Origin of the sequence: Acinetobacter sp. WCHAc060042 (genome assembly GCF_003231195.1) — a bacterium.
Classification (GTDB): domain Bacteria; phylum Pseudomonadota; class Gammaproteobacteria; order Pseudomonadales; family Moraxellaceae; genus Acinetobacter.
In genome coordinates this window covers 60,923-76,771 of sequence record NZ_QKVN01000008.1, presented here as the reverse complement: position 1 = coordinate 76,771, position 15,849 = coordinate 60,923, and the positions used below count along the sequence as shown (strand labels likewise).

Below are 15,849 nucleotides of genomic sequence, written 5' to 3'. Positions count from 1 at the left end.
TAAATACTCTAATTTATTTTTCCATGAAAAGCAAAGCCTTTATACATGCTGTACTTGAATATCTTTAAAGTAACCGCTGTGCTTTAAAGTTTCAATAATATCGGCACATAAGTTTTCAAAACGTGGGTAGTCGGTTTTGAGATCTGAGATACGCACCATTTCCAAACCTGCATAACCACATGGATTGATGGTCTGAAATCCGAACAAATCGCAGTCAATATTTAAGGATAAACCGTGATAACTACGGCCTTTACGTATTTTAAAACCTAGTGAGCCAATTTTACGTCCATCAACGTAGACGCCAGGTGCATCAGCTTTGGCGTAGGCTTCAATCTCATATTTTTTGAGTAACTCAATCATTAAGTTTTCAGCATAAGATACTAAAGTACGGACGTTCCAGCCAAGACGGTTGAGGTCAAACATAAAATAGGCAACCAATTGACCGGGGCCATGCCATGTCACTTGACCACCACGGTCGGATTGAACAACAGGGATGTTGCTGTTCATCAAAATATGTTCAGGTTTTCCTGCTTGACCTTGGGTGAGAACATCATGATGTTGCAGTATCCAAAGTTCATCAGGCGTATCCACATCACGTTGTTCAGTCAATGTCTTCATTTCAATAAAGCGGTCAGCATAGGGAGTTAGGCCATCAAACTGACGAATAATGAGTTGTGGTTTGAGAACGACATCTGACGACACGGCACTTGCGTCCTTATAAAACAAAAAGTATGGGTTAAATTATAAAGAAAAGATCAATAGTGTAGGGGGATTTCTTTAGTGAATAAGTTGAATTCTTGAGATTAAAATATAGGCACAAAAAAAACACGCTCGTAAGCGTGTCTCATTGATACATCATTTGAATTACAGTGCAGTCTTAATTAACGGACAAGCTGCAAGATCTGCATATAACTGATGCACTTGTTCTAACTCTTCAAAACGCAATTGTGCAGTCAAAGAGTGATATTTACCAGTACGTGATGGCTGAGTTTGAACCGATTCAGCATCAAACTCTGGAAAATGTTTTACTAAAATTTCAACTACAGCAACACGTAAGTCATCGCCAGCAAGGCCAATGAGTTTAATTGGGTAGTCCATAGGAAATACCCAAAGATGTTCTTGTAATTCACGAGATGGTGTGCGGTCTAACATAGTCATGAGCGTCAGTCCCCCCTTTATTTCAAACGCCTGCGAAAGTGCAGGCGTTAGGTGTTGCGCTTAAAGACTTAATGGAGACAATTGATAAAATTTCAAGTCTCCATCGCGTCCATATAAATTAGTCGTTTTCCAAGAATGAACGTAAGTGTTCTGAGCGAGAAGGGTGGCGAAGCTTACGTAATGCTTTCGCTTCAATCTGACGGATACGCTCACGCGTTACATCAAACTGTTTACCTACTTCTTCTAAAGTATGGTCGGTTGGCATGTCGATACCAAAACGCATTTTTAGAACTTTCGCTTCACGTTCAGTCAAGTTTTCAAGTACTTCACGTGTCGCTTCTTTTAAGCCTTCAGACGTTGCAGCATCGACAGGTGAAGTGATGTTTGAGTCCTCAATGAAGTCACCCAAATGCGAATCTTCATCATCGCCAATCGGTGTTTCCATTGAAATCGGTTCTTTGGCAATTTTCAGCACTTTACGCACTTTAACTTCGTCCATTTCCAGACGTTCACCGAGTTCTTCAGGTGTTGGTTCACGGCCCATTTCTTGTAGAAGTTGGCGTGATACACGGTTGATCTTGTTAATGGTTTCGATCATGTGTACTGGAATACGAATGGTACGCGCTTGGTCGGCAATCGAACGAGTAATGGCCTGACGAATCCACCACGTTGCATAAGTCGAGAACTTATAACCACGACGGTATTCAAACTTGTCTACCGCTTTCATCAAACCGATGTTACCTTCTTGGATCAAGTCCAAGAATTGTAAGCCACGGTTGGTATATTTTTTCGCAATCGAAATTACCAAACGTAAGTTCGCTTCTACCATTTCTTTTTTCGCGCGGCGTGCTTTTGCTTCGCCTACAGCCATACGTTTTGAAATGTCTTTGATGCCTTTAACATCAAGGCCCAAATCTTTTTCAATGTCTGCAATTTTTTGTTGGAACGCTAAAACATCTGGACGTACTTTTTCAAGATAGCCTTTTTGATCTGGCGACGCTTTCGCAATTTGTTCATCCAACCAAGCAAAGTTTGATTCTTGACCTGGGAAAGATGTGCGGAATTGCGTGCGATCCATACGACCACGGCGAACTGCATAGCGCATTACTTCACGTTCAGAGGTACGAATTTGTTCATGCGTACCACGAATCATTTCTGAAATGATGTCAAATAAACGAGGTGTAAATTTGAACATCATAAACACAGTTGCTAGTGCTTCTAATGCATCTTCAGCTGGTTTGCTTGAACGACCGTGCTTTTCGATTACCGCTTGGGTATTTTTCCAAGCGGCTGCCAATTCGTCAAAACGAACTTTTGCAATTTCAGGATCTGGGCCAGACTCGCCTTCAGAATCATCATCACCTTCAGACTCTTCTTCTTCCTCGTCATCATCCAGTTTCACATCTTTGGTTGATTTGCTCGAAGACTCTTCTTCGTCATCAATCTCAGACTCTTCTTCGAGGACTTCTGGAATGTCTTCATCTGTTTCTGGATCTAAATAACCAGAAAGGATGTCTGCAAGGCGACGTTCGCCTGCTTCATAATCTTTGTATTCTTGTAATACCACTTCAACCGCATTCGGCCAGTAAGCAATCGAATGAAGAACGTCGCGAATGCCTTCTTCAATACGTTTAGCAATGCTGATTTCGCCTTCACGCGTTAACAGTTCAACTGTACCCATTTCACGCATATACATGCGGACTGGATCTGTAGTACGACCAGGTTCATTTTCTACAGAAGCGAGAACAGCTGCGGCTTCTTCTTCAGCAACTTCATCGGCAGCTTCATTACCACCTTCAAACATTGCATCGTCAGATTCAGGTGCACGCTCATGCACAGGAATACCCACGTCTTGAAGCATTTGAATAATGTCTTCAATCTGTTCGCTTTCAGTAATCGAGTCTGGGAGATGATCGTTAACCTCAGCGTAAGTTAGGTAACCTTGCTCTTTGCCTCGGCTAATCAGAGCCGCTACTTGCGAAGTAGGGGAAGTCATATCGCTCATCTTTGCTTACTCTTTGTTGAATCTGTGGCAGTGGAAAACCGTGCATTTTAGCACAATTTGCTTCATAAATTTAGCTGTCAATAGCTGTCTATTTCATCAGGATAATTCAGCAAAAGTGCGACCTGATAAAATATTAAAATATAAATTCAGTAATTTAGATGGGGGTGAAATTGTTGTTTTCAAGTTCATCCCTCACGCGCTTAAGTTTAAAACCCAAATATGAAATAAAGGATATTTGGCGTTTATTCGGCACAAACAAGCCGTAAAACTAAACAGACGCAAGGTGGATTATATCATGCCATAAAAATTGCTTAAAAATAAAGAGCAAAAATCGAATTAATTGCTCTAAATGCAAATAAAACTTGACAAGGTTCTGTAACCCATATAAATAGCGCCTAAGACCCTTCACATTTTTTCACTATGAGGTAGTTTTAGTGTCTTCTACAGATTTTGAACTAGATGATAACTACGCTGATGATGATGTTAATTTTGATGAGTCATCAAGTAAAATTAGTGCGAAAGAATCATTAGAAAAACGTCGCCTGATTGATGACCTTCTTGCACAGCGCCGTTTGGAACGTGAGCTTAAAGATTTTGATTACGACATCGACGATGACGACGATTTTGACGACGAAGAAGACTAAAATCAGATGTAGCATCGTGTCTGAAAATGCTATGCTAATGCCCTAATCAGTTTCTGAATTTGGATTTGAAATGAGTGCTTTAGATTTAGACTTATTGAGTGAATATCTAGATGGTGACCAAAATGAGTATGGTCTAGATTTTGCAGCGACTCATGGTTTTTTGTGTGCAATTGCAGTTGGTCCTACTTTTGCAAAATGGTTGGATGAACTTTTTGATAATAATCAAAAGAAAGTGCCTGCCGAGATCATCGTGCAAGTGAAAGCTTGGCTTGAGTCTATTCGTCAAAACCTTGCCAATGAAGAGGGAATTGAGTTTCCTTTTGAAATTGAAGAAGCAGATGTAGAATCAAGCTTGGGCGACTGGAGCGTTGGTTTTGTTGATGCAATGTTTTTAAACGAAGATGCTTGGTTCACGCCTGAGTTTGAAGAACAGCTGGTCGATCTTACCTTACCAATTATGGTGTTTAGTGGGATTGATGAAGAAGACCCGCAGATGGAAACCTTCCGTCGTAACGGTCAGTTAATGGATGAACTTGCAGAAGAAATTCCAGAGAACTTAAATGAACTTTATTTGATGTATCACACACCAAATTAAGCTAAACATTTATTTTATATTTAACTCGGGTAGCGAGCGCTTTGTTGTGCTATCCGAGATTCGCCATGTATGCAACCAAGTCCTCCACAACCACGCGAACACGCGTTGGTAGTAATTTTTGTGATGGCCATATTGCATAAATATCACGAACAGGTGTTTGCCACTCAGGTAACACTTTTATCAAGCGTCCTGACACTATTTCCGCTTTACACACATTTTCTGGTAAATAGCACAAGCCTAAGCCATGTAAGGCTAATTCTGTACAAATCTGCATTTCATTTGTAATCTGCGCTCTAAAATTTTCTAATTTGAACTCTATTTGTTCATGATTACGTTGTAATTTTATAATGGATAATGGTTGCGCGATGATCCAGTTGTGAATTTTTAAATCGTTCGGATGATAAATATTTGGGGCTTGAGCAAGATATTGCGGTGAGGCCACAATCATCGTTTGAAGACTACAAATATATTTTTGAATATACGAAGTATCTTGCTGTTGACCGATTCGTAAAGCTAAATCTGCCCCCGTACTTAAAAGATGATCTTTTTTGTTGTCTAAACAAATTTCTAAGCGGATATCTGGGTATTTATGTAAAAAACTCGCCCAGAAAGCTTTAAGAATTGTATTGGCGAGATTGATTGGTGCTAATAATTTTACTTGACCAATAGGGTCTAAAATATGATGGCTTAGTTCTTGAGTCGCTTGCTGCAAACTAGAAATAAGGGGTTGGCATCTTTCGTAATAGCTTTGTCCCTCATGGGTAAGTTGAATACCTCGTGTTGTGCGGTGCAGTAGTTTACATCCTAATGTTTTTTCGAGCTGTTGTAGGCGTCGGGTTAATGTTGCTGTTGGAATAGACTGATTTTTAGCGGCTTGACTCAAGCTGCCTGCTGCAACGATAGCAATAAAGAGTGAAAGATCATCAAGCATTTCATTTTTGGAATTAATGTTTTAATTTATAGCAATTCTATCAAATATGAAATTAAGTCACAATTTCTCAGTCGTTGATTGAGGAAAAAAATATGACACTCAGATTTCGCTTGCTTAATACAGCTTTAATGTCAATGCTATTGTCTTTCTTGATGACATTATGGGTGACTTGGCTAAATTTAGGCTTCATTACCGACTTTATCCAACATTGGTTACATGCATGGTTAATGGCTTGGCCTGCTGCTTTCATTTGTGTAATGCTTTTAGCACGGCCTGTATTGTTAATCAGCCAAAAGGTTTTGGGTGTACAAAAGTAGTCTAAAAATGGACATGCTCAAGTTTTATTTCGATAGGTTATGTCCATTATTCAGCCTAATGGTTATGTTTTTGATCATAAAATGTTGCATACCATCCATAAGCAATATGGAAAATAGCACCATGAATCGCGACCATACACAACATCACTACTGCTGTGAGTCCGATGCCAGCATTATCGACAGATTTCATAATGGCTTCAGCATTGGGATTCATCACAACTAAGAATAGGACAAAAAAACTGCCAATGATAATGGCAACAGCACTTGAGCCCCACACCAGCTGAATCTTTTCATGATTACTTGGAACGCGTTTTTCTTTTTTAACGAAGTGTCCCACAGTGATCAAAGCACAGGCTACTAAGGTTGGAATTAAGGTAAAACCACCAAGGTTTAAACCAAAGATGAGTACTGTGATTAAGAGTACTAAAGCAATGCTATATACTGCGGCGAAGTGCAGTAAGTAGTGTTTCATGTATTTCCCCAAAAATAAAAAATTAACTGCGAGTTTTGCGTAAATGTTTGCGGTATAGAATCCATGAAATAAGCACAGCAACAATGGTAATAATCACATAACCGACTTTACTAAAAATTTGATGCATCAATGCTTGGTTTTCACCAAAGTAATAACCGACTGTTGCTAAAAATGTTGTCCAGATAATCGTACCGAGTCCACTATAAAACATGAACTTCCAAAAGGGCATACGGCTCATCCCTGCGGGTATACTGATCAGTGAACGTAACGCAGGAATCATCCGACCAAAGAACACAATACGGTGTCCATATTGTTCAAACCAGTCTAAAGATTTTTTGACATCGCTGGATTTAATAAATAAGTATTTTCCATAGCGGTCAACCCATCTAAAGATGCTGTCTTGTTTAAACTGATAACCAACCCAATACAGTAGAGCTGCTGCAAGCAATGAACCGATACATCCTGCAATAATGACCCCAGTTAAAATGAGCTGCCCCTGAGATGCTGAGTAACCTGCAGAGGGTATAATGATCTCGGATGGGATGGGCGGGAAGACATTATCAAGGAACATGAGTAGGGCAATTCCGACATAGCCCAATTGTTCCATGATAGCGATGATCCACTCGGTGAGATTCATAAAATGTGTGAAAAATAAATGCGATAAGTTATCTTAAGGACTTATCGCATGTGGGTAAAGATTTGCAATGTATTGTTTTGCTATTCATCAAAACGCGTATGTGTCAGGGTGTGAATATATACTTTGCGTAAAGTGTAAGCGAATACAATCGGAATAAGAATGAGTAGTCCATAATTGAAGATCGTTGAGTCTAAGTGATAGCCAATCCCAAGTGAGATACTTGAACCAATCAACATGCCCAAAACCACAATAAACAAATGTGTACGTTGTTCAAGCTTGGCTTTAATCTGATTGAAACTGGTATGGTGATATTGTTCAATACGGTTGGCTGCAGCATTACGAATTAGATCGCGATGGCGCGAAAGGATCATTTTATGCATAGCAATTATCCTATGTTTCGTCGTTTAGGAACGTCATTTTTATTGTTATGTGGAGACTTTTAGTACACCACTTTAGGTTATTATTTGTACAGTATGAATTAGATTTATCAGAACGCCATGACAAAATTGTTAAATAATTTTAAAAACGTGAACTATATAAAAAAATAAGCCCTCAAACGAGGGCTTATTTGGATAAAGCGAGCAAATGATCAAAGGCGTTTACGTTTTGCTGCTGCAATTTGTGACTGGCGCATACGGAAGCCTTCTTTTTGTTTTTCGGTGGTTTTATCAATGCAGTATTTGCATGATACGCCGTGTTCATAACTGGTTTCTTCAGCTTCTACTGGAAGAAGTGGCCAACCACAAGCATGGCATTTAATGTTTAAACCTTCTTCGACACCATGTGTGACAGCTGTACGACCATCAAATACGAAACATTCACCTTCCCACATGCTTTCCTCAGCAGGGGTTTCTTCTAAGTACTTTAAGATCCCGCCTTTAAGATGGTAAACCTTGTTGAAACCTTCTTGAAGAAGTAATGATGTAGATTTTTCACAGCGGATACCGCCTGTACAGAACATCGCAATTTTTTTATCTTTATGCTGTTCTAAGTTTTGTTTTACATAATCAGGGAATTCGCGGAAGGTTTCCGTTTTCGGGTCAATGGCACCTTTGAACGTTCCTGCTTTATATTCATAGTCATTACGGGTATCGACCAAAATGACATCATCGCGTGCAATCAGTTCATTCCACTCTTTCGGATCAAGGTAGTGACCGACTAAATCGCGTGGTTTAACTTCCACACCTAAAGTGACGATTTCTTTTTTAAGTTTGATTTTCATCTTACGAAATGGTTTGTCTGCACTGTCAGACTCTTTGTATTCCATATCGTTGAAACCTTCATTTAGAAGGAATTGATGAATAGTGTTAATCGAAGCGCGATCACCAGCAACCGTACCGTTAATACCTTCGCCAGCAACAATTAGAGTACCACATAGGTTGATGGTTTTTACCAAGTCTAAAAGACGTTGTTGCAGATCAGCAGGATCTTGAACTTCTTTGAATTGATAAAGTGCGGCAACAACCCAACCAGTCGTCGCTTGCTGTTCTACAGGTGCAAGCTGTTCTACAGTAGCGTTCATGGAGTACTCCAATGTATTTTGATAGATAATTTTAAGGCCCACATTTTACATGGAATTCAATCAAGATGCGAGATAAGTAAACATTTTAAATGGCTTCTCAAGTTGTAGGTGAGCGTGTATATTCAGTTGCCGAAGACAAAATCTATTTTGTTTTGGTAGATTGCTTATTAGGAGTATGTTTTGAGTACAGATCGTCGAATTGCCTCTTTGACCCCATGTGCAGGGCGTTGTTCAACGGTATTTGGTGATTCTGTGTGTCGTGGCTGCCGTCGTTTTAATCATGAGGTAATTCAGTGGAATACCTACACTTCGGAGCAGCATAGTTCAGTTTGGCAACGCTTAGATGCACAACTAGATCAAATTTTAGTACCGATGTTGCCATTTGCAGATGTACAGCAGGTCGAAGCTTTTGTTTTATCCAAACGTGTTCGTTTGCGTCCCGATGCATCAAAAGGACGTAAGCTTTATCATGCTTTGAAAGTGTGTGAAAAGAATAAGAGTTTTACAGAAGAGAGTGGTTTAGGTATTCAGGCACAGCAAGTGAAACCACTTTGGCAAGAATTTGAACGCCGTGTTCTTGCCCTTGCGACAGCCAGTTATGATTTGGCTTTTTTACGCGCTGATGCCATTCGGCAACATCTCATCCATACCGAAGAGGACGAATAAGTCCTCTTTGTTTTTGTATAAAAAAGAATACTCATGTCACTGAAATAGAGTATGTGAGCGTGGGCTGGGGGAAAGGGTTTTTAGATGGTAAATGTATTTGAACTCATGCTGTACTGTATGGCTGTGGTGGTCATGATTGCAACACCTGGCCCAGTGATGTTACTGGTTGCCAGTGCGGGTCTAAAAGGTGGATATAAACAAGCCTTAAAAACCATTTTTGGGACGAACTTAGCCTCTTTAGTCCTTATTGTTTTGTCAGTGCTGATTTTAAAAGGCTTTTTAAATATTGCAGAGCATTGGCTAAATGCCATTAAAGTTTTAGGCTGCTTATATATTGCCTATTTAGGCTTTCAAATTTTAAAAGAAGCTGTTGCGCAAGAACCTGATACTACACCTGTGCAGTTAACTGCGGTACAGGGAGGTTTTAAGCAAGGTTTCTTGGTGGGTATTTCCAATCCGAAAGATATTATTTTCTTTGCTTCATTTTTCCCACAGTTCATCGGGGTTACCAGCGATGTCGATGTCAGCCTTGTACTATTGACCATTCTCTGGATTATTCTAGACTTCAGCACCTTGTCTTTGGTTTATTTGGGTTTTAATAAACTCTCGCAGTCCGCTTTGTACAATAAGCTGTTAGGTGTTTGTGGCGCGATATTGGTCAGCATTGCGCTCTATGGTATTTATACTGTCTTTGCTTGATATTGATGGCACTGTATCAAAAAGCCTCCAATATGGAGGCTTTTTGATTGTGAGCTTAAAAATTAGACTCCGTGTTTAATGCGATACTGCACCAATTCTTCAATGGTAATTATGGTCAACTTATGCGTTTGTGCATAAGCCAACACTTGAATGCCTGAGGCCATAGTTCCATCGGCATTGGTCAGTTCACACAAGACACCTGCTGGCTTCAAGCCTGCTAAACGTGCTAAATCAATTGTCCCTTCGGTATGACCACGACGGGTGAGCACACCGCCTTGGCGTGCACGAAGTGGGAATACATGACCGGGGCGGTTTAAGTCGCTGGCAATAGCCCCGTCCTTAATCGCGGCTTTGACTGTGGTAGTGCGGTCTTGTGCAGACACACCAGTAGTCACGCCAGTTGCAGCTTCAATGGTTACAGTGAATGCTGTTTTAAACTGACTCGAGTTATCTGACACCATAGGCACAAGCTCTAAGTGATCGGCCAATTCATCGGTCAGACATAAACAGACAATGCCAGAACCATCACGAATCATACGTGCCATTGTTTCGACGGTGAGAGTTTCGGCAGCCACAATGAGGTCGGCTTCGTTTTCACGGTCAAAGTCATCCATCACCAAAACAGGTTTACCTTGGCGGATATCTTCTAAAGCTTGTTGGATACGTTGTTCAGCTGGAGAAAGGGCTGAAAAGAAAATTTCGGGTTGAATCAAACTAGACATTGAAACGCTCGCGTAAAATTAAAGTACGGTTGAACATTTCAGGACTTTGAAAAATTGGCGTAGCAATAAATCCTCACAGGTTTGCACCTGAGATTCTATTGGTCACGTCGTCTTCTTTCATCCGGACTATACCGTCGGCTTTGGAATTGAACCAAATCTGCGAGCCAAACAGATGATTTCTGCTTGGCTGGCTCGTGGGCTGATTCAGTCTGAGTCATTCAACTGAACTTACCACCGGTGGGGAATTGCACCCCGCCCTGAAGCGATGTAACTCTATTATAGTGCTAAATATTTATAAAAACAGGGGGAGTTTTAGAATGATCAGTTTTATACATAGAACAATTTTTGCTATAGGGTTGTTTATGTTATTGGTTTGCTAAAGACCAACACTCTCTGTGTATGATTTCACTTAGTATGAGTTTAATGTTTAAAAATGAATACTTGAGAAGAACCATAAACATGAATAAAACGTTTTCTACAGATTGAATGATTTGAAATGATTAAGATAAAAATAAGAGAGGGGGTGGGAGTGATTAAAATTCAACAATACGATTATCCTTGGAATGCTGAGTCCTTCATCAAGCATCTTCAAGTTTTTGGTTTTACACTCATTGCGGTCAGTATGTTGTATTTGGTTGCTGCCAATTGGTTTATGTTGCCAAAGAATATTCAACTGGCTATTCCTCAGTTGTTGTTATTCCTCAGTGCAGTTTTTAGCCTGTGGCTGAAAAAACATGATTTTCTAGTGCAGTGTTTACATAGTATCTGTGGTTTGATGATTGGTTTAAGTCTGGCTGTGATTGGTCAAATTTATCAAACGGGTGCTGACAGCTATTTATTATTTCTACTTTGGTCTGTGCTGCTTTTACCGTGGTTATATCGTCCGAATATCGGGATGTTTTTCCTTTTATGTATTACCAGCCAATTGGCATTGTTTCTGTTTTTTATTCAAACTTTTTGGGGAGATCAATATCCAGATCTTTTCTTAATCAGTATTCATGTATTTGCACTGATTCAATTCTATCTCTGCAATAAATATTATTCGAAACTCCGTTATTTATTCTTGCTGTGGTTTGCCATTCTCTCGGTTTGGCATATGGCGATGTATCTCTATGCGGATAAAAACATTCTTTATTTCATCGTGTCTTTTGTCTTGTTGGGCATTTCACTGGCTTACTATTATCAAAATAAAGATCAGCTATGTAGCGCACTTTCAGCCGTTGGCTTGGGCATTAGCTTTACCTTGGTCATTGTGAAAGCGGTGACGGAGTGGTTTGGTCAGAATGAAATTTTTGAATTATTTTTTATCGCACTGATTATTTTTGCGTGGTTTGCTTTTATCACTTATCTGTTGATTAAATTTATTCCACATAGTCGCTTCAATGCTATTCCACTTGCGGTAGGAGCTTGGATTGCGGGCATCGTCTTTGCTACGTTGATGCTGACCTTTTGGGGGAATTTCTCTTTAATTATGGGTATTGTCTTTGTAGCTTTGGCAGCTTACTTGTTGAAAGCTAAACAAAGTTTGTTTTTAAGACAATTTGCTTATTGTCTCTGGGTTGCAGGGCAAATTGCGGTGATTTTTCACACCGTTGATTTGATGAATCAAATTATACCTATTCTATTTTTACAATTGGTGATGCTTGCACTCGCCTATTTTATGCGTACACATTGGTTCTTTGTTTTTGTTCAAATTTTGGGTTTATATGCAGCAGGTGTGGCGTGTATTTGGGATATTAATGCACATCTCAGTTGGCGTAATATTGTTGAGAATTTTGTCTATTTAGCGCTTTGGAATTATGTTTTTTATCTGGGAATTCTGGCTATAAAATTTATACAGCCAACTGAATATCAACGTAGTGTATTGCTAGCAGCACTTGGAGTTATTCTATTTTCCATGGGCTTTTATACTTTATTTGGGAAATATGAATTAGCGAAAATTGAGCACATTCCGATATTGGCTTTTGGTCTGCCGATTTTATGGTTTGTACTTTTTGTCTTTTTACATATTCAAAAGCAGTTTCATTTATTTGCGCACTTCATTTTGGTTGCTTTCGCAGCAGGACTGATTTTTTATGGCTATTTCGATATTTTTATTTGTTTGGCCATCATTTCATGGGCATTAAAAACACAAGATAAAGTGATCTATGGATTTGCACTGGCAACTTTCGCTGTAATTTTAGGGTTTTTATATTATTCCCTTGATGTGACCTTTCTGATTAAAAGTTTAAGCATGTTTTTATCAGGGCTGATGTTGCTCTTACTGACATTGAGCTTGACTATATTTAAGCAAAAAGAGGAGTTTGGGGTATGAAAAAAATGATTCCTCTTGTTTTGGCACTACTTAGCATCGCAGTATTTTTAGGCTTAATCTTTAAAAATGAATGGCACATAAACCATAGTCAAAGCATATATGTGCGTTTGCAACCTGTAGACCCCCGTTCGATTATTCAGGGTGATTATATGGCACTAAATTATCAACTTTATTTTGCGCCACAGCATTCAAACCTAGAAAGTAACAACCAAGCCAACATCAATCAGCAAGATCAGATTTTTTCAGGTCATTATTTTGATGAAATGATTAACAACAAGTCTTCGGTGCTCACTTATGTTGAACTTGATGCACATAGGCGCGTGATCCATAGCTATTTTGAGTCGCCTAAAAATGTTCGGACAGCTCGACTGATTTTACAAAACCCAAATAATCGTTATAACCAGCTTTATCCTGCATCGAGAAGTTTTTTATTTGCAGAAGGTTTAGCCGATTGTTATCAGCAGGCAGAATATGCTGAGTTTAAAGTCGATGAGCAGGGCAATGCGATACTTACGGCATTGAAAGGTAATCAGCTACAAGATTTAGGCTGTGAGAGTAAACGGGATTGGCTGAGCGGGTTTCGTCCTGATTCAACTTGATACAATAGTATGATTCTGCTGATAAAAAAATCCGCACGCAGCGGATTTTTTTAATCTATTGGGTTTAAGCCACTTGTACTGGAATACAGTTTGCCATGTGACTTACAGTGTTATCTGGATTTGCATAAACCAAGCGTGGTTTATGTGCATTTGCTTCAGCTTCTGTAAAATCACCAAAGGTCGCGATAATCATTAGGTCGCCTACATCAGCTTGATGTGCTGCGCCACCATTGACTGAAATGATGCCAGAACCTTCTTCACCACGAATTGCATAGGTACTGAAACGCTTACCATTTGTCACGTTCCACATGTGAATTTCTTCATATTCGCGGATACCGGCTAAATCCAATAAAAGACCGTCAATTGCACATGAACCTTCATAATGGAGTTCAGCTTGAGTAACAACACAACGGTGGATTTTTGCTTTTAATAAACGAGATAGCATGACGAGCGTCTCCTGAGTGGACCTAAGATCGTTATCTTATGGTTAAATCAAACTGAACTTGCTGGATAAGCAATCAGGCAAGCGCATTTTGCCTTTAAAAAGACACTATGGCAAGCAGTAGCGTTCAACAAATTTTTGACTTATCAGTTCGGTTTGTAAGCATTGATTTGATTCATGGCTGGCTGAATCTCACCATTCACTAGCATTTTAGTGCGAGCTAATGCGTGATGGATTGCGTCATCCATTAAATTTTGTTCATTGCTTGGTGCTTTGCTCAGGACATGTCCTGAAACACGTTCTTTTGAGCCTGGATGGCCAATTCCAATGCGTAAGCGATGGAAGTTTGGGCCGATATGAGGAACTATGTCACGTAAACCATTATGTCCACCATGACCACCACCTGTTTTTAGGCGAATGACACCAGGGTTCATATCGAGTTCATCGTGAGCAATCAGTATTGCTTCTGGAGCAATATTGTAGAATTTTGCGAAGGGAACAACACTTTTACCAACAAGGTTCATAAAGGTTGTGGGTAATAACAGACGGACGTCTTGACCTTCGATATTACCACGCCCACTCATTCCATTGAATTTTGGGTCTTTTTTAAGGGTAATGCCATATTGTTCTGCAAGGCGTTCAACAAACCAAAAGCCTGCATTATGGCGGGTTTGGGCATACTCAGAACCTGGGTTGCCCAAACCAACAATCAGTGAAATATTTGACACTAATTACACCAATAACACTTATGCGCGAACGAAGTCAGCGTGCATAGGTGTGTTTTTAGCTGGGTGACGTTGTAACGCTTTGATTTTAACGCTTTCAACTTTGTCGCCAACTTTGATTTCAACAACTTCTTCGAAGAAAGCATTGCTTTCTAAAGCTTTAACAAGCTCACGAAGTTCTAAAGTAACAGCTACAGGTTCAGCAGCACCACCGTAGATGATTGCTGGAACTTGAGCAGCATGACGAAGGCGGCGGCTCGCACCTTTCCCTTGGTTAGCTGCTTCACGCGCTTGAGCGTTTAATACGAAGTTTGCCATGATAGACATCCTTAATTTAAGTTTTAAATAAACTAGATCTGCGACCGACCTAGTGAGACAAAGCCCTGCACAGAGCAGGGCTTTTAAAATTCAGCGCTATATTATAGATAAGAATCAAACATTGCGCTAATAGATTCTTCGTTGTTGATACGACGAATTGTTTCAGCAACCATACTCGCAACTGAAACTTGGCGAATCTTACCAAGAGCTTGAGCTTCTTCAGAAAGAGGAATGGTGTCTGTAACAACCAATTCATCAATCACAGAATTTTTCAAGTTTTCGATAGCCTTACCTGATAAAACAGGGTGAGTTGCATAAGCAACCACTTTGCGCGCACCAAATGTTTTCAATGCATCAGCAGCTTTACATAACGTACCAGCAGTATCCACCATGTCATCTACGATGACGCAGTCACGGCCTTTAACATCACCAATCAAGTGCATGACTTGTGATTCATTTGCCTTTTGACGACGTTTGTCGATGATAGCAAGGTCAATATCGCCCATTTGTTTAGCAACAGCACGGGCACGAACGACACCACCAACGTCTGGAGAAACCACCATGAGGTTATCATGTGATTGTTGACGAAGGTCAGCTAAAAGCGCTGGTGTACCGTAGATGTTGTCTACAGGGATATCGAAGAAACCTTGGATTTGGTCAGCGTGAAGGTCGATCATTACCACACGGTCAATTCCTACAGTTGTCAGCATATCTGCGACAACTTTTGCAGTAATTGGAACACGTGATGAACGAGGACGACGGTCTTGACGCGCATAACCGAAATAAGGAATTACTGCGGTAATACGACCAGCACTTGCACGACGCAAAGCATCGGCCATGACGAGGATTTCCATGAGGTTATCATTCGTTGGGGCGCAAGTAGGCTGTACGATAAATACGTCTTTACCACGAACATTTTCAGTAATTTCGACAGCAATTTCACCGTCAGAAAATTGACCTACAGATGCAGCACCTAGAGGGATGTGCAGGTGGCTTACGACTTTTTGGGCGAATTGTGGATGTGCAGATCCACTAAAAACGACAAGATTGGGCATGAAGCACCCTTGGCGGTTGGCAATTTGG

The 15,849-nt window shown here is 40.1% G+C and carries 20 protein-coding genes and 1 riboswitch; of the genes, 7 read left to right on the top strand and 13 right to left on the bottom strand.

Annotated features, from left to right (window positions below; all coding sequences use genetic code 11):
- Nucleotides 1–39: 39 nt before the first annotated feature.
- The 3 genes from lipB to rpoD form a co-directional block, all read right to left on the bottom strand.
- Nucleotides 40–702, bottom strand: a complete 663-nt coding sequence (gene lipB, locus DPG01_RS05265) for a lipoyl(octanoyl) transferase LipB (protein WP_110974385.1) — start codon at nt 700–702, stop codon at nt 40–42.
- 162 nt (nt 703–864) lie between these two features.
- On the bottom strand, nt 865–1,152 hold the full coding sequence (locus DPG01_RS05260; protein ID WP_086208112.1) for a YbeD family protein: 288 nt from the start codon (nt 1,150–1,152) through the stop codon (nt 865–867).
- A gap of 124 nt (nt 1,153–1,276) precedes the next feature.
- Nucleotides 1,277–3,163: an RNA polymerase sigma factor RpoD gene (gene rpoD, locus DPG01_RS05255; protein WP_086208111.1), complete on the bottom strand. Its 1,887-nt coding sequence runs from the start codon at nt 3,161–3,163 to the stop codon at nt 1,277–1,279.
- Nucleotides 3,164–3,597: 434 nt separating this feature from the next.
- Between rpoD and DPG01_RS05250 the strand changes: the two genes are divergently transcribed.
- Both DPG01_RS05250 and DPG01_RS05245 read left to right on the top strand, forming a co-directional pair.
- Complete coding sequence (locus tag DPG01_RS05250; protein ID WP_004982817.1) at nt 3,598–3,807, top strand: PA3496 family putative envelope integrity protein; 210 nt, start codon at nt 3,598–3,600, stop codon at nt 3,805–3,807.
- A 70-nt stretch (nt 3,808–3,877) separates the two neighbouring features.
- Nucleotides 3,878–4,402, top strand: a complete 525-nt coding sequence (locus tag DPG01_RS05245; RefSeq protein WP_086208110.1) for a YecA family protein — start codon at nt 3,878–3,880, stop codon at nt 4,400–4,402.
- A 49-nt stretch (nt 4,403–4,451) separates the two neighbouring features.
- Here the strand turns inward: DPG01_RS05245 and DPG01_RS05240 are convergent, their stop codons facing one another.
- Complete coding sequence (locus tag DPG01_RS05240) at nt 4,452–5,333, bottom strand: LysR family transcriptional regulator (RefSeq protein ID WP_110974384.1); 882 nt, start codon at nt 5,331–5,333, stop codon at nt 4,452–4,454.
- Nucleotides 5,334–5,425: 92 nt separating this feature from the next.
- Here DPG01_RS05240 and DPG01_RS05235 point away from each other — a divergent pair, with 92 nt between their 5' ends.
- A complete protein-coding gene (locus tag DPG01_RS05235; protein ID WP_086208108.1) occupies nt 5,426–5,650 on the top strand; it encodes a DUF2798 domain-containing protein in 225 nt (74 codons plus the stop codon).
- Between the two features lie 55 nt (nt 5,651–5,705).
- Here the strand turns inward: DPG01_RS05235 and DPG01_RS05230 are convergent, their stop codons facing one another.
- The 4 genes from DPG01_RS05230 to DPG01_RS05215 form a co-directional block, all read right to left on the bottom strand.
- Nucleotides 5,706–6,122, bottom strand: coding sequence for an ABZJ_00895 family protein (locus DPG01_RS05230; protein WP_086208107.1), 417 nt, complete (start codon nt 6,120–6,122; stop codon nt 5,706–5,708).
- A gap of 22 nt (nt 6,123–6,144) precedes the next feature.
- Nucleotides 6,145–6,759 (bottom strand): DedA family protein, encoded by a 615-nt coding sequence (locus DPG01_RS05225; RefSeq protein ID WP_110974383.1) that lies wholly within the window; start codon nt 6,757–6,759, stop codon nt 6,145–6,147.
- Between the two features lie 80 nt (nt 6,760–6,839).
- On the bottom strand, nt 6,840–7,139 hold the full coding sequence (locus DPG01_RS05220) for a hypothetical protein (RefSeq protein ID WP_086208105.1): 300 nt from the start codon (nt 7,137–7,139) through the stop codon (nt 6,840–6,842).
- 209 nt (nt 7,140–7,348) lie between these two features.
- Entirely contained in the window at nt 7,349–8,281 is a 933-nt protein-coding gene (locus DPG01_RS05215; protein ID WP_110974382.1) for a rhodanese-related sulfurtransferase, read from the bottom strand.
- Between the two features lie 180 nt (nt 8,282–8,461).
- Between DPG01_RS05215 and DPG01_RS05210 the strand changes: the two genes are divergently transcribed.
- Together DPG01_RS05210 and DPG01_RS05205 are read left to right on the top strand one after the other, a co-directional pair.
- The gene (locus DPG01_RS05210) at nt 8,462–8,947 is read left to right on the top strand and encodes a DUF1289 domain-containing protein (protein ID WP_086208103.1); all 486 of its coding nucleotides are present in this window, start codon (nt 8,462–8,464) and stop codon (nt 8,945–8,947) included.
- An 84-nt stretch (nt 8,948–9,031) separates the two neighbouring features.
- Complete coding sequence (locus tag DPG01_RS05205) at nt 9,032–9,646, top strand: LysE family translocator (RefSeq protein ID WP_110974381.1); 615 nt, start codon at nt 9,032–9,034, stop codon at nt 9,644–9,646.
- Nucleotides 9,647–9,708: 62 nt separating this feature from the next.
- Here DPG01_RS05205 and ribB read toward each other — a convergent pair whose 3' ends face one another.
- Entirely contained in the window at nt 9,709–10,368 is a 660-nt protein-coding gene (gene ribB / locus DPG01_RS05200; RefSeq protein WP_110974380.1) for a 3,4-dihydroxy-2-butanone-4-phosphate synthase, read from the bottom strand.
- Nucleotides 10,369–10,473: 105 nt separating this feature from the next.
- Nucleotides 10,474–10,636: riboswitch (FMN riboswitch) on the bottom strand.
- A gap of 261 nt (nt 10,637–10,897) precedes the next feature.
- Here ribB and DPG01_RS05195 point away from each other — a divergent pair.
- Nucleotides 10,898–12,682, top strand: a complete 1,785-nt coding sequence (locus DPG01_RS05195) for a DUF2157 domain-containing protein (RefSeq protein ID WP_110974379.1) — start codon at nt 10,898–10,900, stop codon at nt 12,680–12,682.
- Nucleotides 12,679–13,281, top strand: coding sequence for a GDYXXLXY domain-containing protein (locus DPG01_RS05190; RefSeq protein WP_110974378.1), 603 nt, complete (start codon nt 12,679–12,681; stop codon nt 13,279–13,281). Before DPG01_RS05195 ends, DPG01_RS05190 begins: the two co-directional genes overlap by 4 nt.
- A gap of 64 nt (nt 13,282–13,345) precedes the next feature.
- Here DPG01_RS05190 and panD read toward each other — a convergent pair whose 3' ends face one another.
- From panD to DPG01_RS05170, 4 genes are all read right to left on the bottom strand, one after another.
- On the bottom strand, nt 13,346–13,726 hold the full coding sequence (gene panD, locus DPG01_RS05185; protein ID WP_004695506.1) for an aspartate 1-decarboxylase: 381 nt from the start codon (nt 13,724–13,726) through the stop codon (nt 13,346–13,348).
- A 143-nt stretch (nt 13,727–13,869) separates the two neighbouring features.
- Nucleotides 13,870–14,451 (bottom strand): aminoacyl-tRNA hydrolase, encoded by a 582-nt coding sequence (gene pth / locus DPG01_RS05180; protein ID WP_004695508.1) that lies wholly within the window; start codon nt 14,449–14,451, stop codon nt 13,870–13,872.
- Nucleotides 14,452–14,469: 18 nt separating this feature from the next.
- Nucleotides 14,470–14,766: a 50S ribosomal protein L25 gene (gene rplY, locus DPG01_RS05175; RefSeq protein WP_058870099.1), complete on the bottom strand. Its 297-nt coding sequence runs from the start codon at nt 14,764–14,766 to the stop codon at nt 14,470–14,472.
- 101 nt (nt 14,767–14,867) lie between these two features.
- Nucleotides 14,868–15,821: a ribose-phosphate pyrophosphokinase gene (locus DPG01_RS05170; protein WP_086208099.1), complete on the bottom strand. Its 954-nt coding sequence runs from the start codon at nt 15,819–15,821 to the stop codon at nt 14,868–14,870.
- Between the last annotated feature and the right edge of the window lie 28 nt (nt 15,822–15,849).